Below are 22,017 nucleotides of genomic sequence, written 5' to 3'. Positions count from 1 at the left end.
GTCATGGGGTCGGCTTGGGCCGTGACCGGCCGGTCAGTTTCCGGCTCCTAACCCCAGACATAAGCTGTACCAGCATCATAAAAGACGACATCAAGCGGCGATTTTTCGTTGCGCTGCACCGCTAGCTCGTTCGCGCGGTTGATGATCCGCTGGTTATCCGCGGATGCTGGTTCACCATAGATGCCAACATAGAGCTTGCGAAACTTGCCACGCGCTATGCGGTTAAGGATGTGGTCGTCATTCGCAGCGAGCGAATGGCCGAAAATGAAGAAGCAATGGCTGGCGGTCTTCACATTCGCGGTGAACTGTTTGAAGCCTTGGTACAGGTAGGCATTGTGACGGATCTTCGCCTTCTTCTGGGCGCTGGTCCCTTCCGCCACGAACAGCGGATAGGCGTTGCCATTGATCGCCTCGCGCGCCTGCTCCACAAGAGGGACGCCTTTTCGCACCCAAGTGTATTTCTTGAGTTCAGACCCTGAGTCGAAAAGATGCAAGGCGCCGTGGAGGAAGTGGATACGGGCCTCATGCGCGCCGACCTCACCCTGCCACACCACGTATTCCGCGTTGGGATCATCCTCATCATTTCCGAAGCCGTCATTCTTAGCGAGATTGATCGCGTCGACGAACGGATTGTCGTTGTGCATCAGCGTCCAGTAGAGCAATAAATCGTAGTTAAGCGTGAAGACCTGCCCGCCGGTGGCAAGGAAGTGCGAGAGGAAGGTGCGGCACGCCCAGAACTTGGCGTCGTCGATCTCCGGCGGCACAGCCGGGTGATTGCCGGCAATGGTTTGAATTAGGATTTCCTTCAGAGCGGCGGCATCGGCCTCCATCTTGGCGACCGCGCTGGTACCATCGGGCACATAGGCAGGCAAAATGAGCGAGGCATTCTCGAGCGCGCGGATCGCCGCCTCAAAATCCTGGGTACCCAGCAAGGCAAAAACTGACTCCACCTCCGGGTAGCCGCTAAAGTCCGCCTGGGCGAACAGCGAGCCGTAGTGAAAGATGTCCGCGCGGCAGGCGATGCTGAAGCCATTGCCCAGAAGCAAATGGCGCCTAGCGCATGTCGCGGAGTCGGCGATCGAGGCTTCGAATGTCATCAGCGGCATTTTGCGGTTCTCCAGGTTTTCATCGCCAGTGCGCAGTCATCTACGTGCGCCAATAAGCAGGCGGCCAGAGCACTAAGGCGAACACGGTGCATTTGCCTCTGAGTGTAACTTAACTACTTGCGTTAAGTCGCGTTGACAAGGCGAAATTATTGGCTAAGTTATAGGCCATGTATATCGAGTTCGCAGACCCGCGCCTGGCGCTGATTGAGACGGAAGCCGCAGCGGACACCCGCTTGCCAGTCGCCGTCATCCAGACCGCGCGTCAACGCCTTAGCATCATGCGAGCAGCGCCCGACGCACGCACGCTGCACAACTGGAAGAGTCTGGGATTGAAGCCACGCGCTGGATCGGCGGAGCACCTCGTGGTGCTCTCGCCGCAATGGTCGATAGTGGTCAAAATTATAGAAAAGAACAGCATCATGACGGTGGTCGTGACAGCAATGGCCGAGCATCTGCGGGGGATGGCATGACGGGGAACAGCAATCAGGTGACCATCGAGCCACCGGGCACTTTCATCAAGATGGAACTGGAAGCGCGTGGATGGTCGCAGCGCGATCTCGCCTTCATTCTTGGCCAGACCGAGCAGCAGCTCAATCCGCTCTTGTCCGGCAAGCGTGGCATCACCCCCGATATGGCGCGCCTGCTCGGCGACGCGTTCAATACGTCGCCAGAGTTCTTCTTGAAGCTTCAGGGTCGTTATGACCTGCAGAATGCAAAGGAGCCGGATCCGGCGGTGAAGACTCGGGCCGGGCTGCAGGCTCATTTCCCCGTACGCGATATGATCCGGCGCGGTTGGATTCAGGACGGCGAAGCATCCCTGCTCCAGCTCCAAATGTCTCGCTTCTTCGAAGCAGCCAATGAGGATAGGCTGGGTGACATCGCATTCGCTGCGAAGCGCACGCATTATGACGCTGCGCCGCCGCATCAGCTCGCGTGGGTGTTTCGAGTACGCCAGCTTGCCAGACAGATGGAGGTCGAAACTTTTTCGACCGAAAAGCTCCGTGCACTTCTGCCCAAATTGCGCAGCTTGATGGTCGATCCGGAAGCGGTCGCCTCGGTGCCAAGCCTTTTGGCGGGTTGCGGAGTACGCCTTGTCGTCGTCGAGGTTCTGCCCAACGCCAAGATTGATGGGGTCTGTACCTGGCTTGACGATGCCTCCCCCGTGATCGGTATGTCTACGCTGTACGATAGGCTCGACAACTTCTGGTTCGTTTTACGGCATGAGATCGAGCATGTGCTGCAGGGTCATGGCAAACAATCGATCGGAATGGTCGATCACCTGACAGGCGAGAGCGCCAATGATGCAAACGGAGAGGCGGACGAAGAGACTGTTGCCAACACTGCGGCCGCGGACTTCTGCGTCCCGTCAGCGAAGATGTCATCCTTCTATGCCCGCAAGCATCCCTATTTCTCGGAGCGCGACGTTGTCGGCTTCGCGGCGCTAATGGCCGTCCACCCCGCGATCGTGGTTGGCCAGCTCCAGAAGCGGATGAAACGCTTCGATTATCTGCGCAAGTATCAGGTTCCGGTCCGCGGGCATCTCCTCAAGGAGGCCATCGCCGATGGCTGGGGCAATGTGGCCGAAGCACAGCTTTAGGGATAGGACGGACACGTGGCGACCTTCAGCGAACAGATGCAGGCGATCTTCGGACGCTATACCGAGGAAGTAAGTACGGACCCCGTTTCGCTGGATGAGGTCGCGGCCTGGGCGATCGAGCGCGGGCTTTACAGGCCCGCCCCGCGCGACATCGTGAAAATCTGTCGCGACGCTTTGGCGGACAGCCTGCGCCAGGAGAAGCGTGTCGATGAGAAAGGGCGCAAGTATCGCGCCAAACATTCGATCCGTACCTGGATCGAAGGCCAGCAGCTGAGCCTGTGGGCTGATATCGACACGGCGCCACGCTCCTTCTTAGAAAAGTCTTTCGGGCAGCGTCGTAAATCGATCGCGGACGACTGTTTCCAAATCAAGCAGGATGTCGACCACTTCAATGACGAGCATCCGGACGAAGACCCCATTCAGATGATCATCGACTTCACGGATGACGTTGCCGAGATGGAAGCCGCTGTGCGGCAGGATACAGGAGACGAAGAGGTTGCGTAAGCCGCCCGACCGGTGAATCCCACGATCAGCCGTCTCGAGATGTAGGCCGCGAACCCGAACGAACGACCGCTTTCAGGTGGCCCGCTCCGCGCGTCGAACGGCGTAGATGCGGCGCTAACCCGCCGCCCCACTCCCCCACGGGCCATGGAAAGCGCCCTGCCCATCGATGCGCTCGAAGCCGTGCGCGCCGAAGAAATCGCGCTGCGCCTGGATCAGGTTCGAAGTGCCGCGGCCCTGCCGGTAACTGTCGAAATAGGCAAGTGCAGATGACAGGGCCGGCACCGGCGAGCCGGCTTCGGCCGCCCTTGCGACGACACGGCGAAGCGACGGATGTGCCTCCTGCATCAATGAGACGAAAGCCGGCGCCATCAACAGGTTGGTGGCTGCGCCGCCGCCGCCGAAGGCCTCCGCCATCGTATCCAGCAATTGCGAGCGGATGATGCAGCCGGCCCGCCAGATCTTGGCGATGACCGGCATCGGCAGGTTCCAGTTGAATTCCTTCGACGCGCCGCTCATCACCGCGAAGCCTTGCGCGTAGGCGGCGATCTTGCCGGCAAACAGCGCCAGCTCGAGATCGCCGAGCAGGGCGTCCCTGTCTCCGGAAATCTTGCTCACGCCGCCGCCATAGACCTTTTCGGCGGCAAGCCGCTCGTCCTTGATCGACGACAGTACGCGTGCCGCCACAGCCGCCTCGATCGCGGTGGCCGGGATGCCTAGCTGCTGCGCCTCGATCACCGACCATTTGCCGGTGCCTTTCTGGCCGGCGCGGTCGAGGATGATGTCGACCACCGGTTTGCCGGTCTTGGGATCGTCGGCGGCCAGCACCTTGGCGGTGATCTCGATCAGGTACGAATTGAGCCTGCCCGTGTTCCACTGGGAAAACACCTCGGCGATCTCTTTCGGCCCCATGCCGAGCCCGTCGCGCAAGATGCCGTAGATCTCGGCGATCATCTGCATGTCGGCATATTCGATGCCGTTGTGGATGGTCTTGACGAAATGGCCGGCGCCGTCGGTGCCAAGCCACGCCGCGCAAGGCTCGCCCTTGAACTTGGCCGAGATCGCGGTCAGCACCTTTTCGACGCGCTTCCAGGACTCTTCGGTACCGCCGACCATGATCGAGGGACCGTGGCGTGCGCCCTCCTCGCCGCCGGACACGCCCATGCCGATGAAGGTCAGGCCCGAATCGGTAAGCTCGGAGAAGCGACGCATCGTATCGCGGAAATTGGCATTGCCGGCGTCGATGACGATGTCGTTGGCCGACAGCACGCCGCGCAATGCCGCGATCTGCTCGTCGACCGGCTTGCCGGCCAGCACCATGATGATGATCGGCCGCGGCGGCCGGATCGCGGCGGCCAGTTCTTCGAGGCTGTAGCAGGGCACCACCCTATCCCGAAGCGCGCCGGCATTTTCGACAAAGGCATCGGTGCGCGCCGCGGTGCGATTGAAGACGGCGATGCGGTGCCCCTTCTCGGCGATGTTGAGCGCCAGGTTGGAGCCCATCGTGCCAAGGCCGATCAGGCCGATTTCGGCTTTTTCCATCGTTTCTTCCCTGCTTTCGGATCTTGTTGGTTTGAGCCCGCGATTGGGTTGGACGCCCATTCTTGATGGCGATGATTGACGGGGGTTCGCGGCCGCGTCAACCGCCTCGCCGAATTGTCTTGCGTGGACCAGCGCTCTCGTCACGGCCTGATGTCGATCGGCGCCTCAATCTTCACCATCTCGAAATCCGAGACCAGGATATCGAGCCGCGCCGTCCACCGGCCGGCGACCGGAATGACGAGATCGTCGACGCGCCAGGTGCCGTCGCCAAGCCTCGTCGCCGGGCGCTTGATGGGTTCGATGCCGGAATCGGGCTTTGACAGCACCAGCGTTACCTGCTTGGCGTCGAGCGGGCCGAAATCGCCGGTCATGATGAAGATCGAAGCGGCAACAGGCCCGGCATGGCCGGGCGCAATGCTGAGGTCGGCCATCGCTTGCAGCGTGTGGATATGCACCGACGCCGGCTGTGCCGCGGCGATCGCCAGCGCGCGCGGCGGCGGCGTGAAGCGCCAGCCGGCGGCAACGCCGAAGATCGCCAGCACGATCAGCACCTCGATGGCGATCGAGCGGGCCAGCCGCCGCTGGACTTCCGTTTCGCCCGCCTCAGCCGGGGCCGTAAGCTTGAAGCGATTGACGGCGGCGAGCGTGAACAGAAAGACGAGCAGCACCAGCTTGAGCAGCAGCAGCCGGCCGTAAGCGGTATGGACCAGCGCCGACGGCGTTTGCACCTGGATGACGGCGAGCACGATGCCGGCTGCCGCAAGCACCGCCACGACGAACAGGATCGCTCGTGAAAACCGGCGCAGCAACGGCCCGGCTTTGTCCGGCTGCCGTTTCAAGGCAAGACCGAGCGGCGCCAGCGCCCCGGACCAAATCGCGATACCAGTGGCGTGCAGAAACACCATCGGCCGGGTCAGCCATTGCGGCTCGGCGGCACTGGCATGCCCGCTGGCGGCAAGTGCTGCGCCAACGCCAACCAGTCCGGCCAGGGCGAGCGGCCTTGCGTCGGCGCGCGGCACGACCAGCGACAACAGGCCAAGGCCGAGCGCCATCAGCGCGATCAGCACTGTCCAGCCGAAGCTGGTGCCGAGCCCGGTCTGCCAGATGACCGGCTGCGCCAGCCGGGCAAGCGGCGCGCCAAGCGCATCCAGGCCCTGGAAACCAAGCGACAGCGGTGCGGCGGCCAGGCCGCACAGGATCGCAGCGACGATCATGTTCTGGCCTGATCGGCCGCCTTGCGCCAGCCAGGCCTGCGCAAAGGCACCGCCGACCCCGAAAAACAGGCCGACATACAGAAAAACCTTGCCGATCCAGATCGCCGTTCGAAGCCCCCGGTCAACGGCATCGGAGGCGGCCGGCGCGGCACTCGGTGTGCCGACCGAGAACAGCACCGAGCCGCCGACCGGATGCCCGTCGGCGGAGATTACCCGCCAGCTCAGCACATGCGTGCCGGATGTCAGCGCCTGCGGATTGTCGATCTCGACGGCCTGGCCGCTGAGCCGGAAAGAGCTCAGCGGGATCGACGTGCCGTCGGGCCGCACCAGCGTCAGCACCAGCGGCGAAACCGGCTCGCTGAAGGTCAGCGACATCTGCGACGGGCTCTGCGCCAGCACCGCACCGTCAGCCGGCTCGGCCTTGATCAGCGCTGCATGGGCGAAGGCGGGATCAGGCATGGCGATTACGGCGAGCAGCACGATGGCGGCCAGCAGGCCAGCCACAAGCCGGCCAGAACAGTTGCCGGCCATGCAAGCTTGCCGCAGGAAGGATGGCGCGCTCATATCACCGCCAAGAGCAGCGGCGCGCCCATCCGCCAAAGCGCGCCGCCGGAGCTCACTTCTTCGGCAGCAGCTTGAGGCCGGGCGCCGGAAATTCCAGCGCATCCTCAGCCTGCCCGGCCGCCGGAATCTCGATCCAGCGATCGGCAACGCCGTCACATTCCTGTACCACCGGAAAATGCAGCATCTGGCCTGCCGGCAGGTCGGATGCCAGTGTCGCGCGAAAGACGAATTCGTCGTAGAATTCGTCCGGCAGGCTGCCGGCGCTCCAGTCGATCTCCTTGACGCCGCTGGTCACTGCCTGGCCGTAGAGCTGGTAGGACTTCTCGTATTTGCCGTTCTTGACCTGCAGCGTCCAACCCGGCTTCGGCATCGGTTTGACCGAGAGCACCCCTTCCGGGATCTGCACGCGCACGGCGGTCGTCGCCTTGCCCTCGCAGCCATGCGGCACCCGAAGAACCGCCTTGTAGGTCGAGCCCACCGCCGCCTCCGGCGTTTCGAGCGTGATGTGGGCAAAGGCCGCGCCGGTCCCGAGGATAAGAAGCACGCAGCCGGGCAAAAGAGATTTCTTCATGATGGTACCTCTCGAAGCGGCCAAGTCAGTGGTCGTCCTGCGGCGCCGCGCTGCCGATGCCTTGCACGGCGAATTCAATCTGCACGGGCCCGGCTTTTTCGAAGGTCAGTGTTGCGGAAAACATTTCGCCCTCCTTGGGCTGCCGCTTCAAATCCATGAACATCAAATGATAGCCGTTAGGCGCCAATGCGACCTTGCCGCCAGCCGGGATTTCGAGGCCGCCTGTGACCGGCCGCATGGTCATGACGCCATTGCTGACGCCCATCTCGTGCAGTTCGGCCTTGGCCGAAATGTCGGAGGTGATCGACAGCAGGCGATCCGGCGCACTGCCGGTGTTGGTGATCGTGAAGTAGCCGCCGGCTACCTTGGCGCCGGCTGGCGTGGCGCGCGACCAGGGGTGCCCGATCTCGAGATCGCCAAGCTTGAACTCGTGTGCCAACACCGTCTGGGCGCTGGCGAACAGGAGGGCAAGAACGCAAAGGGCGATGCCGAGACGCTGCTCGAAACGACCCAGTGCGAAGCGCCTGCGGCTGGATGCGGCGGCGCGAAAAGAGTGAGACATGATTGCTCCGTGGACTTTAAGGGACCGCGCCGACGGCCGGTCGCGAACGATGTCGATAAACGCGCCGGCAAAGGGTTGCGCGGCGCGAACCAGAACGGATCAGGCCGTCGCCGGTGGTGCGCGCGGATTGGACGGAGTGCGGGCGCGGGCGAAATCGCGATGCCGGAAGGCCGGCAGGAAAAAGGCGATGGTTTCGACGGAGAGGCTGCGAGCCAGGCTCCCGGCGGCATCGGGCGGCGCGTAGACCGCCGAAACGAGGTTGCAGCCAAGCATGCAGCAAGCCGGCATGTGCTGATGATGCGGATCGCCGGCGGGGAGTTGCGCCGCACCGTCATGGGTGCAGATCGTGTTGCCGAAAGCATCGAATTGCGAGGCGTTCGGCTCGCCGCCTGAAGCAAACGCGCCGAACATCGACTGGAGCACGAAAAGCCACGCCGCGGCGAACGCGACCGGCATGCTCCATCGTCTCCGGCGTATGGTCAAGAACCAGCCTCTTCACGCAGCAACGTCAGTTCTCTAGCACGGAGCCGGCGGCCGGAAAATCGCCAAAACGTTGCTGCGGCAACGCAACACAATCACGCGCGTTGCGGCTGCCTGCCCTCGGGAATGGACGTCAGCAGCGTGTGGCGGGCCGATTTCAGGTGCTTGCGGCAGGCGGCGTCGACCTTGGCGAGATCGCGCGATTTGAGCGCGGCGATATAGGCGAGATGCTCCTGGACCGCGACTTCGTTGCGCTCGCGCTCCTGCGCCTTGTTCCACTGGTAGTGGTAGTGGAAGATCATGGCGATGACGTCGTAGAAATCGACAATGAAGCGGTTGTGCGACGCCCGGTGGATAAGCCGGTGAAAGCGCTCGTCGAGCTCGGAGAATTCGTTGAACCGCACGGCGATCTCGCGCGCCAGCAGGCGATGCTCGTCCTCCAGGCGGTCGAGGTCGGCCCACACCGGGCTGTCCTCGGGCAGAGCGGCAAAGGCTGCGGCCGAGCGCAGTTCGAACATTTCGCGGATCTCGGTCAACTCCAGCGCGAAGGCGCGGGTAAAGCCTTTCAGCACCCAGTGGCTGTTGCGGCGCTTCTCGATCAGGCCAAAGCGCGAGAAGCGGATCAGGAATTCGCGCACGCTGGTGGTGCCGACGCCGATCTCTCGCGCCAGCTCGAGCTCGTTGATCTGCATTCCGGCTTCGGCACCGCTGGCAAGCAGCCGCCGCATGAAGGAACGCTCGATGATCTCGGCCAGCGTGTCGGTTTCTTCCTCGGGGAAGAAATCATCCGGCCGCGGCTCGCGCAGAACCGTCTTGCTGCGCTTGTTCCAGTCTATCAGCCCGGTCTCTTCCATGCGCGCAAGGATAGTGCGGACCGTCGTGCGGCTGACGCCGAGCAGCGTACCCAGCTCCGGCTCCGAAGGCAGGCTCCTGGTTTCGTCGAGCAGCCTCAGACCGCGATTATAAGCGTCCTTGTAAACGTTGTTGCTCTTCGACATCCCCTGCCCCGTGGCGCATTGGCGATTGCGGCCGGATTGAAGCGTTTCGCGCGCATGAAATCGGAATCGCTTCGCAAAATACCATGCGCAACGCTAGTCTTGGTTGTAGAGCCTACTTCTCGCATCCAAAAGACGCGTCGCGCTCTGGCGAAAAAACAATTGACGCAAAAATGTTTTTTCACGATAAAAGACATTATATGTTAAGAGCCGCGTGTCAATCCGCTCGCGCACCCAGGAACACACCCAGGAAGCTCCCGTGAACGCCGCAAACAGCATTCTTCTGTCTCCCGCCGACAATGTCGCGGTCGCCAATGGCCGCATCGAGATCGGCACCGTGCTGCCGGGCGGCGCCGTCGCCGCCGCGCTGATCGAGCCGGGCCACAAAGTGGCGATCAAGCCGATTGCGGCTGGCGAAGCCGTGGTCAAATACGCCCAGGCGATCGGCCGCGCCACGCAGGACATCGCGCCCGGCGAGCATGTCCATTCGCACAATCTGGTCTTCGAAAGCGGGCGTTTGCCGGTGGTGCCGCCGAGCGAGGCAGTGCATGCGACCGAGGCCGACCGCGCCCGCACCTTCATGGGCTACCGCCGCGCCGACGGCCGCGCCGGCACGCGCAACTTCGTCGGCATTCTGGCCAGCGTCAATTGCTCGGCAACCGTCTGCCACGCCATCGCTGACGCGGCGAACCGCACGCTTCTGCCGCAATATCCCGGCATCGACGGCTTCGTCCCGATCGTCCACGGCCAGGGCTGCGGCATGAGCGCCACCGGCGACGGCATGATGGTGCTGCATCGCACGCTGGCCGGCTATGCCCGTCATCCGAATTTCGGCGGCGTGCTGATGGTCGGGCTCGGCTGCGAGGTCAACCAGCTCACCCTCTATGGCCAGAAGGGCGTTGCCGCGGGAAAACGTCATTTCAACATCCAGGAAGCCGGCGGCTCGCGCAAATCGGTCGAGAAGGCGCTGGTCGTGCTGGCCGAGATCGCCGAAGAGGTCGGCAAGCTTCAGCGCGAGCCGATCCCGGTCAGCGAGATCGTCGTCGGCCTGCAATGCGGCGGCTCCGACGGTATGTCCGGCATCACCGCCAATCCGGCGCTGGGTGCCGCCGTCGACATCCTGGCCGGCGTCGGCGGCATCGGCATCCTCTCCGAAACGACGGAGATCTACGGCGCCGAGCACCTGCTCGCCTATCGCGCCGCAACCCCTGAGATCGCCGCCAAGCTCGACGGTTATGTGAAATGGTGGGAAGACCACGTCGCCAAGCATGGCGCATCCATCGACAACAATCCCTCACCGGGCAACAAGCGCGGCGGCCTGACCACCATCCTGGAAAAGTCGCTCGGCGCGGTCGCCAAGGGCGGCCAGACGCCGCTCAACGGCGTCTTCGGCTATGCCGAGAAGGTCACCGGGCACGGGCTGGTGTTCATGGACACGCCCGGCTACGACCCGGTCTCGGCCACCGGCCAGGTGGCGGGCGGCGCCAACGTCATCGTCTTCACTACCGGCCGCGGCTCCTGCTTCGGCTGCCGGCCGACGCCGTCGATCAAGGTCGCCAGCAACTCGACCATGTATCACACGATGGAAGAGGACATGGACGTGAATTGCGGCGTCATCGCCTCGGGCGAAAAGACCATCGCCGGCATGGGCCGCGAGATCTTCGAACTGATCGTCGAGACGGCTTCGGGCCGCAAGACCAAGAGCGAAGAGTTCGGCTACGGTGACAACGAGTTCGTGCCTTGGCATCTCGGAGCGACGCTCTAAGCCGGACATGCACAATAGTCGCGAACACCGGACGTGATCGCCAGGCGTCACAGTTCCAACGCTCCCGAAAAAGAATGAACATTCCATATTGACTGGATGATGGAATTAATATTCCATGCGACATATTGGAGGAGATTGGCAGCGGAGTTCCGAGGGAGCAAGCTTTCCCGCCCAGCCATTCGAGCGGCCATCAAACATCGCTTGCGCCGACCGAGGTGATGCATTATCAAAATGCGGTAAATGTTTTTTATTGATAAAGTTCCGTTTGGGCCGCGCCATCCGAATGGAGCTTCCGTAACATTCACCGGGCGACTTAGGGAGGACTCCTAATGAAATTCGTGACCAGCATTCTCAATCGCCGCGCCGTCGTGGCACTTGCAGCCGCCTCGATGCTTGCCGGCGTGATGCATTCGGCGCCGGCATCCGCGGCCGACGTGACCATCCCGATCATCGTCAAGGACACCACGTCCTTCTACTGGCAGATCGTTCTGGCCGGCGCCCGCAAGGCCGGCAAGGATCTCGGCGTCAACGTGCCGGAGCTCGGCGCCCAGGCCGAGACCGACGTCAACGGCCAGATCTCGATCCTCGAAAATGCCGTCGCCGGTAACCCGGCCGCCGTCGTCATCGCGCCGACCGAAGCCAAGGCGCTCGGCAAGCCGATCGACGAGGCCGCCACCAAGGTCAAGATCATCGGTATCGACTCCGGCGCCGACTCCAAGGCCTTCACCTCGTTCCTGACCACCGACAACATCCAGGGCGGCCGCGTTGCCGCTGACGGCCTTGCCGCAGCCATCGGCGAAGCCAATGGCGGCAAGGTCGAGGGCGACGTCGCCCTGATCACCGCGCTTCCGGGCGCCGGCTCGCTCGAACAGCGCGCCCAGGGTTTTAAGGAACAGCTCGCTGCCAAATATCCGGGCCTCAAGCTGGTCGCCGACAAATACGCCGACGGCCAGGCCACCACCGGCCTCAACATCGCCACCGACCTGATCACCGCCAACCCCAACCTCAAGGGCATCTTCGCCTCCAACCTGATCATGGCGCAGGGCGTCGGTCAGGCGATCGCCGAGAACAGTCTTGCCGGCAAGGTCGGGCTGGTCGGTTTCGACAGCGACGAGAAGCTGATCAAGTTCCTCAACGACGGCGTCATTTCGGCTCTCGTCGTTCAGGATCCGTACCGGATGGGCTATGACGGCATCAAAACGGCGCTCGCCGCCTCGAAGGGCGAGAAGGTCGAGGCCAATGTCGATACCGGCGCCAATTTGGTCACCAAGGCCAACATGAAGGATCCGAAGATCGACGCGCTGCTCAACCCGAAGCTCGACTGAGCATAGCCGCAAGTGAACTGTTTCCGGGGCCTTTTCGCCCCGGAAACATCCCACTCGTGCCAATCGCGAGGCCAATCTTTGGGGGCCAATCTGGGAGGATTGTCATGATGTCGACGGCGCAGGAACTCCATCCGGCCCCAACGCTGGAACCGGGCAGGACCATCCTCGAACTCCGCGGGCTGGAAAAGCGCTATCCCGGCACCCATGCGCTGAAGCCGGTCGATCTCGCCTTCAAGGCCGGCGAGATCCACGCCATCGTCGGCGAGAACGGCGCCGGCAAATCCACCCTGATCAAGCTTCTGACCGGCGTCATGCCGCGCACCTCCGGCGACGTCATCTGGGAGGGCAAGCCTGCCGCATTGGCAACGCCGCATGAGGCGATGGCGCTCGGCATCAATGCCGTGCATCAGGAAGTCGTCCTGTGCCGCCATCTCACCGTCGCCGCCAACATGTTCCTCGGCGAGGAGGATTCCCGCTTCGGCATCCTCCAGCAGCGGGCGATGGTCAGGCAGGCGCAGAAGATCATCGACGATCTCGGCTTCGACCTGCCGGCGCATGTCATGCTGGGTGACCTGACCATCGGCCAGCAGCAGCTGATCGCCGCCGCCCGCGCCACGGTGCGCGGCACCAAATTCCTGATCTTCGACGAACCGACCGCCTACCTCACCCGCAAGGAGGCCGACCAGCTGTTCACGCTGATCCGTCGGCTGAAGGGCGAAGGCGTCACCATCATCTACATCAGCCATCGCATGGAAGAAGTGTTCGAGCTCGCCGACCGCGTCTCGGTGCTGCGCGACGGCACGCTGGTTGGCACCAGGAACATTGCCGAGACCAATGACGCCGAGCTGGTCAAGATGATGATCAACCGCTCGATCGAGCAGGTCTACCACAAGGAGCATTTCACGTTCGGCGCGACCATCGTCGAAGCCAGGAACCTGTCGGGCAAGGGCTTCGAAAATGTCTCGATGTCCGTCCGCGCCGGCGAGATCGTCGGTCTCTATGGCCTGATCGGCGCCGGGCGCAGCGAGTTCGTCACCACGCTCTATGGCCGCCACCGCAAATCGGCCGGGCAGATCCTCTGGGAGGGCAAGGAGGTCAAGGTCAATTCCGAACATGACGCGATCAGGCTCGGCATGGCGCTGGCCCCCGAAAGCCGCCGCGACCAGGGCCTCTGCCTCAACCTGCCGGTCGGGCTCAACCTCAATCTGCCGATCTACAAGCGCATCTCGAGCAATCTGCTGATCTCGCGCGCGCAGGAAAAGGCGCAAGCCGATCGCCAGATCGCTGACCTGCGCATCAAGACGCCGACACGCAGCGCCCTGGCCTCCAGCCTGTCCGGCGGCAACCAGCAGAAGATCGTCATCGGCAAATGGCTCGCCCACGGCGCCAAGCTGTTCATCTTCGACGAGCCTACGGTTGGCGTCGATGTCGGCACCAAGGCCGAGATCTACCGCCTGTTCGGCGCGCTGCTATCCAAAGGAGCCGGCATCATCCTGATCTCGTCCTACCTGCCCGAGGTCTATGAACTCGCCGACACGCTGCATGTGTTCCGGCGCGGCAAACTGGTGGCTACGCACGGGTTTCGGACCGCTGATCACGAGGAGATCCTCACCCAGGCGCTGGCCGAGAAACAAGAAAGACCGGGAGGGAAGATATGAGCACCGAGGCGATCGCTGCCGAAAGGCCGAAACGCAACTACAACGCCCTGTTCGGGCTGACACTGCTGGCGCTGCTGGTTCTTTTGTGGGTCATCCTGTCGGTGGCGACGCCGAGCTTCGCCTCGGCCAACAACATCTCGAACCTGTTACGGCAAGGGTCGATGATCGCCATCCTGGCGGTCGGCCAGACCTTCGTCATCATCACGGGCGGCATCGACCTTTCCGTCGGCGCCGTGGTCGGCTTCGCCACAGTCATCGTCGCGATGCTGATCAACGCCGGCACACCGGTGTTCCTGGCCATCCTGATTACCTTGCTGGTCGGCGTCGCCATCGGCATGTTCCACGGCTTCGGCATCGTCAAGATGGGCCTCCCACCCTTCATCATCACCCTGGCGACGCTGACCTCGCTGCGCGGCATCGGTCTGTTGATGACCAACGGCAACTCGATCTCGATCAACAACGATGCCTTCCAGACGTTCTCGCGCAGTTCCTTCGTCGGCGTCCCCAATCTGTTCTGGATGGTGATCCTGGTCGGCATCCCGGCCTACATCTTCCTGCACCACAGCCGCTGGGGCCGCTATCTGTTCTCGGTCGGCTCCAACGCCGAGGCGTCGCGCCTGTCAGGCGTCAACGTCCAGCGCACCATCTACATGGCCTACACGCTGTCGGGGCTGTGTGCGGCATTCGTCGGCGTGCTTCTCGCCTCGCGCATCGGCATCGGCAATCCGACACAGGCCGAGGGCTGGGAATTGCAGGCGATCGCCTCCTCGGTGATCGGCGGCACCTCGCTGTTCGGCGCTGTCGGCTCAGTGCACGGGCCGCTGCTCGGCGCCTTCATCCTTGCCACCATCAACAACGGCGCCAATCTGCTCAACGTCAACGCCTTCTGGCAGCGCATCATCACCGGTGTGCTGATCATCGTCATCGTCTATTTCGACGGGCTGCGCCGCCGCGGCAAATAGACCGCCTCCCCACAACCGCCGGCCTCGCGACAGCAGAGCCGGCGGTGCCATGAACCGACTGGATTGAAGCATGAAAGCCGTCGTCTGCCGCTCGCCCGGCGAACTTGTCCTCGAAGATCGCCCGGCGCCTGGCGCGCCGCCCGCCGGCTGGGCGCTGGTCGCCGTCAGCCATGTCGGCATCTGCGGCACCGACTATCACATCTTCGAAGGCAAGCACCCGTTCCTCGCCTATCCCCGCACTATGGGCCACGAAGTTTCCGGCACCGTGATCGAGGTTGGTGAGGGCGTCGATCTGGCAATCGGCGAACCGGTGGTCGTCAATCCCTATCTCGCCTGCGGCAAATGCATCGCCTGCCGGCACGGCAAGCCGAATTGCTGCGTCAAGATCGAGGTGCTCGGCGTCCACCGCGACGGCGCCATGTGCGAGCAAATCCTGGTGCCGGCGCAAAATCTTTATCCGGCAAACGGCCTGTCGCTGGCCGATGCTGCTGCCGTGGAATTCCTGGCGATCGGCGCCCATGCCGTGCGGCGCTCGCTGGCTGATCCAGGTGCGCGCACGCTGGTCATTGGCGCTGGCCCGATCGGGCTCGGCACGGCGCTGTTCGCCCGCATCGCCGGGCTCGACGTGACGCTGCTCGACATGAGTGCGGGGAGGCTGAGTTTCGCCGAAAGCGAACTCGGCTTCGCGACCCTCGACGGCTCGCAGGGCGCTGCTGCGGACCTGGTGCGGCAAGCAACCGACGGCGACGGTTTTGACATGGTTTTCGATGCCACCGGCAACACCCAGTCGGTGCAGTCGGCCTTCGCCCATGTCGCGCATGGCGGGGCGCTGGTGCTGGTCAGCGTCGTCAAGGACGACATCGCCTTTTCCGATCCCGAATTCCACAAGCGCGAGATGATGCTGATCGGCAGCCGCAACGCGCTGCGTGCCGATTTCGACCATGTCGCCGCCTCGATCCGCAACGGCGCGGTGCCGTTGGCTAAGCTCGTCACGCACCGCACGACGCTTGGCGAAACGCCGCATGACCTCGCCCGCTGGGCGCATGAGAAGTCCGGCCTGATCAAGGCTGTCATTCAGGTCGGATGATGCCGGGGCTGGCGCATCTCAGAGCGCCGACAGTTTGAGCTCGATCCGCTCGGCCGGGAAGCGCGACTCCGAAAACTGGATCGGCTGACCGTCGGGCGTGACGTTGACGGCGACCGTCACCAGCACGATGGCGCCGGGCTGCAGGTCGAGGTCCGCAAGGTCGGCGGCATCGGCATGGCGCGCCGACAGCACCGTCGATTGCCGGAGATAGTCGCTGACGCCGAAGCGTGCCAGCGATGCGGTGATCGAACCCGTTTCCGCCATGGCAGCATCGATCCCGGCAAAGCGCCTGGCATCGAACCAGCCGGCAGCGCGGGACACCGGCATTCCATCGGCTTCGCCGCGCGTTTCCAGGCGTATCACGTCGACCCCCTTTGCAAGGCCTAAGCTCTCTGCGACACGACGGTTGGCAGGCTCGACCGATGACGCAAGCAAGGTGATATGCCGCTCGGACGCCTGTCCTTGCAATCCCTCCGAAAAGCGGGTGCGGGCGCCGATCGGATATGACAGCCGCCTGCGCGACAGCACGAAGGTGCCCCGCCCCTGCTCTGCCCTGAGCACACCCTCCTGCACCAGCGCTGCAATGGCGCTGCGGACGGTGTGGCGGTTGACGCCATAGCGCTCGGCAAGTGCCACCTCCGGCGGCAACGCCGCATTTTCGGGAAAATCGCCGACGGCAATCGAATGCAGGATCCGATCGGCGATCTGCCGCCACAGCGCGACACCGCTGCGCCGCTCGATGCTGTTGGCTTGTCCGATCATTTTCTGCCCCAACCTTTGCGCCCCCTCTTCTCGCCCTTGTCATGCACCCGTCATAGACACGCATTAGATAATAGATATAATTTGTATAATTGTCTATATCAATAGACAAATTTCAATGCAAGGGAGTGTTAACCATGCGAGGACAGGAAGCGCGCGATCAGGCTGGGCGCAAGGCCGTTATGGCAACGCTGGCGCAATCGACCAGCGACGATATCGTCCGTCTGTGGAACGAAGCCGGCCTGCCTTCTGAGGCGGAACTCCTGCGCGGCCCCGAAACCGGCCTGGTCACCGTGCGTGGCCGCATCGGTGGCGGCGGCGCGCCGTTCAACGTTGGCGAGGCGACGGTCACCCGCGCCACCGTCCGGCTCGCCTCCGGACAGGTCGGCCACTGCTATGCGCTCGGCCGCGACAAGCAGAAGGCAAGGCTGGCGGCAATCGCCGACGCGCTCTGGCAGGACCCGGCTCACCGCAACGAGGTCGAGGCCAGGCTCGTCGCGCCCTTGCGGACGGCACTGGCCAAGGCCCGTGACCAGCGCCGCGCCGAGACGGCGGCGACCAAGGTCGATTTCTTCACCATGGTACGCGGAGAAGACTGATGGACATCGTAACCCAAGCGATCGAAGGCGGCTTTGCCGATCCGGTGTTCGACGCCCAGACGGTCTTCCGGGCAGTGATGGACGCGATGGCGCGGCCGGGCACACTGCAGCCCCTGCCGGTCTTTACCCATCCACCGACGCCGCTGTCAGCCACCGCGGGCGCCATTGCGCTGGCGCTGTGCGATAACGACACGCCGCTCTGGCTCGACCCCGCCTTGCAGGCTTCGGCGACGGTGAAATCCTGGCTTGGCTTCCATACCGGCGCGCCGCTCGCCAACACCCCGGCCGACGCGCATTTCGCGCTGATCGCCACGCCGGCCGAGATGATGGCGCTCGACGGGTTTTCGCAAGGCACCCAGGATTATCCCGATCGCTCCACGACGCTGATCCTCGAGGTCAGCGATCTTGTCTCCGGCGCTCCGCTGCTGCTCGAAGGCCCGGGCATCGAGAAGACGGCGACGATCGCGCCGGCGCAAATGCCGCGTCATTTCGTCGAGCAATGGAAGCAGAACAACCAGCGCTTTCCGCGTGGCGTCGATATCATCCTCGCCACGTCCGACGCGATTGCCTGCCTGCCGCGCACGACGCGCATCAAGACGATGGAGGCGTAGGATGTATGTCGCGGTAAAGGGTGGCGAAGCGGCCATTCGCAACGCCCACAAACTGCTCGCCGACCGCCGGCGCGGCGATCGTTCGGTGCCCGCACTTCGCCTCGACCAGATCGTCGAGCAACTGGCGCTCGGCGTCGACCGGGTAATGAGTGAAGGTTCGCTCTACGACAGGGAATTGGCGGCACTCGCCATCGTCCAGGCGCGCGGCGACATGATCGAGGCGATCTTCCTCATTCGCGCCTATCGCACCACGCTGCCGCGCTTCGGCTACACCAAGGCGGTCGACACAGGCACGATGCTGGTCGAGCGGCGGGTGTCGGCGACCTACAAGGACCTGCCCGGCGGCCAGTTGCTCGGCCCGACTTTCGACTACACCCACCGGCTGCTCGATCCCGAGCTTGCCGCAGGCGGCGAAGTCGCCGAGCCGGAGCAGCGTGCCGGCGAGGCGGAAGCCATGCCGCGCGTGTCGGCGATCCTCGCCCGCGAGGGCCTGATCGAATCCGACGGCGACATGCCTGAAGATCATGTCCCCGGCGACATCACCCGCGAGCCGCTCGAATTCCCGATGGCGCGCGACATCCGCCTGCAGGCGTTGTCGCGCGGCGATGAGGGGTTTTTATTGGCGCTCGGCTATTCCACCCAGCGCGGCTATGCGCGCAACCATCCCTTCGTCGGCGAGGTCCGTATCGGTAAGGTCGAACTGGAACTGGACGTGCCGGAACTGCCCTTTGCCGTGCCGCTCGGCAGCATCCGCGTCACCGAATGCCAGATCGTCAATCAGTTCAAGGGCTCGGCCAAGGCGCCGCCGCAATTCACCCGCGGCTACGGCCTCGTCTTCGGCCAGAGCGAGCGCAAGGCGATGGCCATGGCGCTATGCGACCGCGCGCTGCGTGCCTCGGAGTTGGGTGAGGATGTCGTCGCCGCCGCCCAGGACGAGGAGTTCGTCATCTCGCATTCCGACAATGTCCAGGCGACCGGCTTCGTCGAGCATCTGAAGCTGCCGCACTATGTCGATTTCCAGGCCGAGCTCGACCTCGTGCGCCGCATGCGCGCCGAGCACGACGCCCGCGAAAACGCCGGCAAGGCCGAAGAGAAGAGAGAGGCCGCGGAATGACCGCACAACCAACCGACATCGCCACCTACAACTTCGCCTATCTCGACGAGCAGACCAAGCGGATGATCCGCCGGGCGATCCTCAAGGGTATCGCCATCCCTGGCTACCAGGTGCCGTTTGCCTCGCGCGAAATGCCGATGCCCTATGGCTGGGGCACCGGCGGTGTGCAGGTCACCGCTTCGATCATTGGCCCGGATGATGTGCTCAAGGTCATCGACCAGGGCGCCGACGACACCACCAATGCCGTCTCGATCCGCGCCTTCTTCAAGAAGGTCGCCAATGTCGCCGTCACCACCGAGACGGCCAAGGCGACCATCATCCAGACTCGCCACCGCATCCCCGAGCATCCGCTGAGCGCGGGTCAGGTGCTGGTCTATCAGGTGCCGATCCCCGAACCGCTGCGCTTCCTCGAGCCACGCGAGACCGAGACGCGCAAAATGCATGCGCTGGAGGAATACGGCCTGATGCATGTAAAACTCTACGAGGACATCGCCAAACATGGCCGCATCGCCACCACCTATGCCTATCCGGTCAAGGTCGAGGGCCGCTATGTGATGGACCCGTCGCCGACGCCGAAATTCGACAACCCGAAAATGCACCGTTCGCCGGCTTTGCAATTGTTCGGCGCCGGCCGCGAAAAGCGCATCTATGCACTGCCGCCCTTCACCGATGTGGTCAGCCTCGACTTCGAGGACCATCCGTTCGAGGTGCAGACCTTCGACCAGCCCTGCGCACTGTGCGCGGCCGAGAACGTCTATCTCGACGAAGTTATCCTCGACGACCATGGCGGCCACATGTTCGTCTGCTCCGACACCGATCATTGCGAGAAGCGGCGGGCCGAAGGCCATCGCGGCCATCTTGCGCCCGAAATCCCTCTTGCCCTGGAAAAAACGGAGCCGGCGCAATGACGGACGAACCGCTGCTGCGCGTCTCTGCGCTGTCCAAATTCTACGGCTCGCGCGTCGGCTGCGAGAACGTCACCTTCGATCTGTGGCCGGGCGAAGTGCTGGCTGTCGTCGGCGAATCCGGTTCCGGCAAGACGACTTTGCTCAACTGCCTGTCGACAAGGCTACTGCCCAGCTCCGGCACCGCCAGCTACCGCATGCGCGATGGCCAATTCCGCGAGCTCTACCGCATGAGCGAGGCCGAGCGCCGCTTTTTGATGCGCACCGACTGGGGCTTTGTCCACCAGAACCCCGCCGATGGTCTGCGCATGACGGTGTCGGCCGGCGCCAATGTCGGCGAGCGGCTGATGGCGGTCGGCGACCGCCACTACGGAAAAATCCGAGCCACGGCGGTCGACTGGCTGTCGCGCGTCGAGATCGACGAAGACCGCATCGACGACGAGCCGCGCGCCTTTTCCGGCGGCATGCGCCAGCGCCTGCAGATCGCCCGCAACCTCGTTACCGGCCCACGGCTGGTGTTCATGGACGAGCCGACCGGTGGTCTCGACGTGTCGGTGCAGGCACGTCTGCTCGATCTGCTGCGCGGGCTGGTCACCGATCTCGGCCTGGCGGCGATCGTCGTCACCCACGATCTCGCGGTGGCGCGGCTGTTGTCGCAGCGCATGATGGTGATGAAGGACGGCCGCGTCGTCGAAAGCGACCTCACCGACCGCGTCCTCGACGATCCGCGCGCGCCCTACACCCAGCTTCTCGTTTCTTCCATTCTGCAGGTGTGACTATGGCAACCCCCCTCGTCGTCTCCGATGTCGCCAAGAGCTTCACCATGCATCTGCGCGACGGCATCAAATTGCCGGTGGTTGCCGGCGTCTCGTTCGCGATCAGGGCCGGCGAATGCGCCGTGCTCGGCGGCCCGTCCGGGGCCGGCAAGAGCTCGATCCTGAAAATGCTCTACGGCAATTATGCCGCCGACGAAGGCCAGATCATCGTCCAGCACGAGGGCGGGCTGATCGATCTCGCCGCGGCCAGCCCGCGCACCGTGCTTGCCGTCCGCCGGCTTACCATCGGCTATGTCAGCCAGTTCCTGCGCACCGTGCCGCGTGTCTCGGCGCTCGATGTCGTCGCCGAGCCGCTGGTCGAGCGCGGCGAGGAGCGTGAGGTCGCGCGCGGCAAGGCACGTGCCTTGCTGGCGCAGCTGAACCTGCCGGAAAAACTCTGGGCGCTGCCGCCGGCGACGTTCTCCGGCGGCGAACAGCAGCGCGTCAACATCGCGCGCGGCTTCATCACCGAGCATCCGATCCTGCTGCTAGACGAGCCGACCGCCTCGCTCGACGCAAGGAACCGCGACGTCGTGATTTCCCTGATCGCCGCCAAGAAGGCGGCGGGCGTCGCTTTGCTCGGCATCTTCCATGATCACGACGTGCGTGAGGCGGTCGCCGACCGCGTCATCGACGTGACCGCCTTCGCCGCCGGAAAAATCGCCGCATGACCAGGAAACTGTCGGAGGCACCGCTGATCCACGAGACGGCGCAAGTCGAGAACTCGACGCTTGGCCGCTGGACGGAGATCGCCGAGCGCTGCCGGGTTTCCGAAAGCACGCTCGGCGACTATTCCTACATGATGCAGGACTGCGGCGTCTGGTGCGTGACGATCGGCAAATTCGCCAACATCGCCGCCAGCGTGCGCATCAATGCCACCAACCACCCGACCTGGCGGCCGACGCTGCACCATTTCACCTATCGCGCTTCGGACTATTGGGACGACGCCGAGCACGAAAGCGAATTCTTCGCCCAGCGCCGCGCCAAGCGCGTCACCATCGGCCACGACACCTGGCTCGGCCACGGCTCGACTATCCTGCCCGGCGTCACCGTCGGCGACGGCGCGGCGGTCGGCGCCGGCGCGGTGGTGTCGAAGGACGTCGCGCCCTACACCATCGTCGCCGGCGTACCGGCCAAGCCGATCCGCGAACGCTTCGACCGCCGCACCGCGGAGCGCTACCAGGCGCTCGCCTGGTGGGACTGGGACCACGCTCGGCTGCGCGCCGCGCTCGAAGACTTTCGGGAACTGTCGGCGGAGGCTTTCCTGGAGAAGTATGGCGGCTAA

At 63.8% G+C, this 22,017-nt stretch carries 23 protein-coding genes; 15 read left to right on the top strand and 8 right to left on the bottom strand.

Annotation, left to right across the window (positions count from 1 at the left end):
* Positions 1–47: 47 nt before the first annotated feature.
* Positions 48–1,106, bottom strand: a complete 1,059-nt coding sequence (locus tag NKJ13_RS00205) for a DUF4917 family protein (RefSeq protein WP_352737526.1) — start codon at positions 1,104–1,106, stop codon at positions 48–50.
* Positions 1,107–1,273: 167 nt separating this feature from the next.
* On the opposite strand from NKJ13_RS00205, the gene NKJ13_RS00200 reads away from it, so the two are divergent.
* The 3 genes from NKJ13_RS00200 to NKJ13_RS00190 are packed head-to-tail and all read left to right on the top strand — an operon-like array spanning position 1,274 to position 3,207.
* Positions 1,274–1,576 carry a hypothetical protein gene (locus NKJ13_RS00200; protein WP_352737527.1) on the top strand — a complete coding sequence of 101 codons (303 nt, stop codon included), beginning with the start codon at positions 1,274–1,276 and terminating at the stop codon, positions 1,574–1,576.
* Positions 1,573–2,703: a HigA family addiction module antitoxin gene (locus NKJ13_RS00195; protein ID WP_352737528.1), complete on the top strand. Its 1,131-nt coding sequence runs from the start codon at positions 1,573–1,575 to the stop codon at positions 2,701–2,703. The genes NKJ13_RS00200 and NKJ13_RS00195 overlap by 4 nt, the downstream gene beginning before the upstream one ends.
* Positions 2,704–2,718: 15 nt before the next feature.
* A complete protein-coding gene (locus tag NKJ13_RS00190; RefSeq protein ID WP_352737529.1) occupies positions 2,719–3,207 on the top strand; it encodes a hypothetical protein in 489 nt (162 codons plus the stop codon).
* A gap of 114 nt (positions 3,208–3,321) precedes the next feature.
* Here the strand turns inward: NKJ13_RS00190 and gnd are convergent, their stop codons facing one another.
* From gnd to NKJ13_RS00160, 6 genes are all read right to left on the bottom strand, one after another.
* Positions 3,322–4,746, bottom strand: coding sequence for an NADP-dependent phosphogluconate dehydrogenase (gnd, locus tag NKJ13_RS00185; RefSeq protein ID WP_352691114.1), 1,425 nt, complete (start codon positions 4,744–4,746; stop codon positions 3,322–3,324).
* 140 nt (positions 4,747–4,886) lie between these two features.
* The gene (locus tag NKJ13_RS00180) at positions 4,887–6,524 is read right to left on the bottom strand and encodes a copper resistance CopC/CopD family protein (RefSeq protein ID WP_352691115.1); all 1,638 of its coding nucleotides are present in this window, start codon (positions 6,522–6,524) and stop codon (positions 4,887–4,889) included.
* A 52-nt stretch (positions 6,525–6,576) separates the two neighbouring features.
* Positions 6,577–7,095, bottom strand: coding sequence for a YcnI family copper-binding membrane protein (locus tag NKJ13_RS00175; RefSeq protein WP_352691117.1), 519 nt, complete (start codon positions 7,093–7,095; stop codon positions 6,577–6,579).
* Between the two features lie 25 nt (positions 7,096–7,120).
* Complete coding sequence (locus NKJ13_RS00170) at positions 7,121–7,657, bottom strand: copper chaperone PCu(A)C (protein WP_352691119.1); 537 nt, start codon at positions 7,655–7,657, stop codon at positions 7,121–7,123.
* A 99-nt stretch (positions 7,658–7,756) separates the two neighbouring features.
* Positions 7,757–8,113, bottom strand: coding sequence for a DUF2946 family protein (locus NKJ13_RS00165; RefSeq protein WP_352691120.1), 357 nt, complete (start codon positions 8,111–8,113; stop codon positions 7,757–7,759).
* A gap of 119 nt (positions 8,114–8,232) precedes the next feature.
* Positions 8,233–9,135: a GntR family transcriptional regulator gene (locus NKJ13_RS00160; RefSeq protein ID WP_352476364.1), complete on the bottom strand. Its 903-nt coding sequence runs from the start codon at positions 9,133–9,135 to the stop codon at positions 8,233–8,235.
* Positions 9,136–9,391: 256 nt separating this feature from the next.
* On the opposite strand from NKJ13_RS00160, the gene NKJ13_RS00155 reads away from it, so the two are divergent.
* The 5 genes from NKJ13_RS00155 (at position 9,392) to NKJ13_RS00135 (ending at position 15,929) form a co-directional block, all read left to right on the top strand.
* The gene (locus NKJ13_RS00155; protein ID WP_352737531.1) at positions 9,392–10,897 is read left to right on the top strand and encodes a UxaA family hydrolase; all 1,506 of its coding nucleotides are present in this window, start codon (positions 9,392–9,394) and stop codon (positions 10,895–10,897) included.
* 329 nt (positions 10,898–11,226) lie between these two features.
* Positions 11,227–12,222: an ABC transporter substrate-binding protein gene (locus NKJ13_RS00150; RefSeq protein ID WP_352737532.1), complete on the top strand. Its 996-nt coding sequence runs from the start codon at positions 11,227–11,229 to the stop codon at positions 12,220–12,222.
* 104 nt (positions 12,223–12,326) lie between these two features.
* On the top strand, positions 12,327–13,880 hold the full coding sequence (locus NKJ13_RS00145; RefSeq protein ID WP_352737533.1) for a sugar ABC transporter ATP-binding protein: 1,554 nt from the start codon (positions 12,327–12,329) through the stop codon (positions 13,878–13,880).
* Positions 13,877–14,842, top strand: coding sequence for an ABC transporter permease (locus NKJ13_RS00140; protein WP_352649512.1), 966 nt, complete (start codon positions 13,877–13,879; stop codon positions 14,840–14,842). The genes NKJ13_RS00145 and NKJ13_RS00140 overlap by 4 nt, the downstream gene beginning before the upstream one ends.
* Before the next feature lie 70 nt (positions 14,843–14,912).
* Positions 14,913–15,929 carry a zinc-binding alcohol dehydrogenase family protein gene (locus NKJ13_RS00135; RefSeq protein WP_352737534.1) on the top strand — a complete coding sequence of 339 codons (1,017 nt, stop codon included), beginning with the start codon at positions 14,913–14,915 and terminating at the stop codon, positions 15,927–15,929.
* 18 nt (positions 15,930–15,947) lie between these two features.
* On the opposite strand, the gene phnF is transcribed toward NKJ13_RS00135, so the two are convergent.
* Entirely contained in the window at positions 15,948–16,691 is a 744-nt protein-coding gene (gene phnF / locus NKJ13_RS00130) for a phosphonate metabolism transcriptional regulator PhnF (protein WP_352737535.1), read from the bottom strand.
* Positions 16,692–16,825: 134 nt separating this feature from the next.
* On the opposite strand from phnF, the gene phnG reads away from it, so the two are divergent.
* From phnG to NKJ13_RS00095, 7 genes are read left to right on the top strand one after another with little or no spacing between them, the layout of a single operon-like run.
* Positions 16,826–17,287 carry a phosphonate C-P lyase system protein PhnG gene (gene phnG / locus NKJ13_RS00125; protein WP_352737536.1) on the top strand — a complete coding sequence of 154 codons (462 nt, stop codon included), beginning with the start codon at positions 16,826–16,828 and terminating at the stop codon, positions 17,285–17,287.
* Positions 17,287–17,898, top strand: coding sequence for a phosphonate C-P lyase system protein PhnH (phnH, locus tag NKJ13_RS00120; RefSeq protein ID WP_352737537.1), 612 nt, complete (start codon positions 17,287–17,289; stop codon positions 17,896–17,898). Before phnG ends, phnH begins: the two co-directional genes overlap by 1 nt.
* Before the next feature lies 1 nt (position 17,899).
* Entirely contained in the window at positions 17,900–19,012 is a 1,113-nt protein-coding gene (locus tag NKJ13_RS00115; protein ID WP_352737538.1) for a carbon-phosphorus lyase complex subunit, read from the top strand.
* Positions 19,009–19,920, top strand: a complete 912-nt coding sequence (locus tag NKJ13_RS00110) for an alpha-D-ribose 1-methylphosphonate 5-phosphate C-P-lyase PhnJ (protein WP_352737539.1) — start codon at positions 19,009–19,011, stop codon at positions 19,918–19,920. The genes NKJ13_RS00115 and NKJ13_RS00110 overlap by 4 nt, the downstream gene beginning before the upstream one ends.
* Complete coding sequence (gene phnK, locus NKJ13_RS00105; protein WP_352737540.1) at positions 19,917–20,693, top strand: phosphonate C-P lyase system protein PhnK; 777 nt, start codon at positions 19,917–19,919, stop codon at positions 20,691–20,693. The genes NKJ13_RS00110 and phnK overlap by 4 nt, the downstream gene beginning before the upstream one ends.
* A gap of 2 nt (positions 20,694–20,695) precedes the next feature.
* Positions 20,696–21,403, top strand: coding sequence for a phosphonate C-P lyase system protein PhnL (gene phnL / locus NKJ13_RS00100; protein WP_352737541.1), 708 nt, complete (start codon positions 20,696–20,698; stop codon positions 21,401–21,403).
* Complete coding sequence (locus NKJ13_RS00095) at positions 21,400–22,017, top strand: DapH/DapD/GlmU-related protein (RefSeq protein WP_352737542.1); 618 nt, start codon at positions 21,400–21,402, stop codon at positions 22,015–22,017. Before phnL ends, NKJ13_RS00095 begins: the two co-directional genes overlap by 4 nt.

The organism is Mesorhizobium sp. M0174 (assembly GCF_040322275.1).
In the GTDB taxonomy this organism is placed as follows: domain Bacteria; phylum Pseudomonadota; class Alphaproteobacteria; order Rhizobiales; family Rhizobiaceae; genus Mesorhizobium.
The sequence above is the reverse complement of the archived record's forward strand: the minus strand, read 5'-3'. Positions and strand labels throughout refer to the sequence as shown.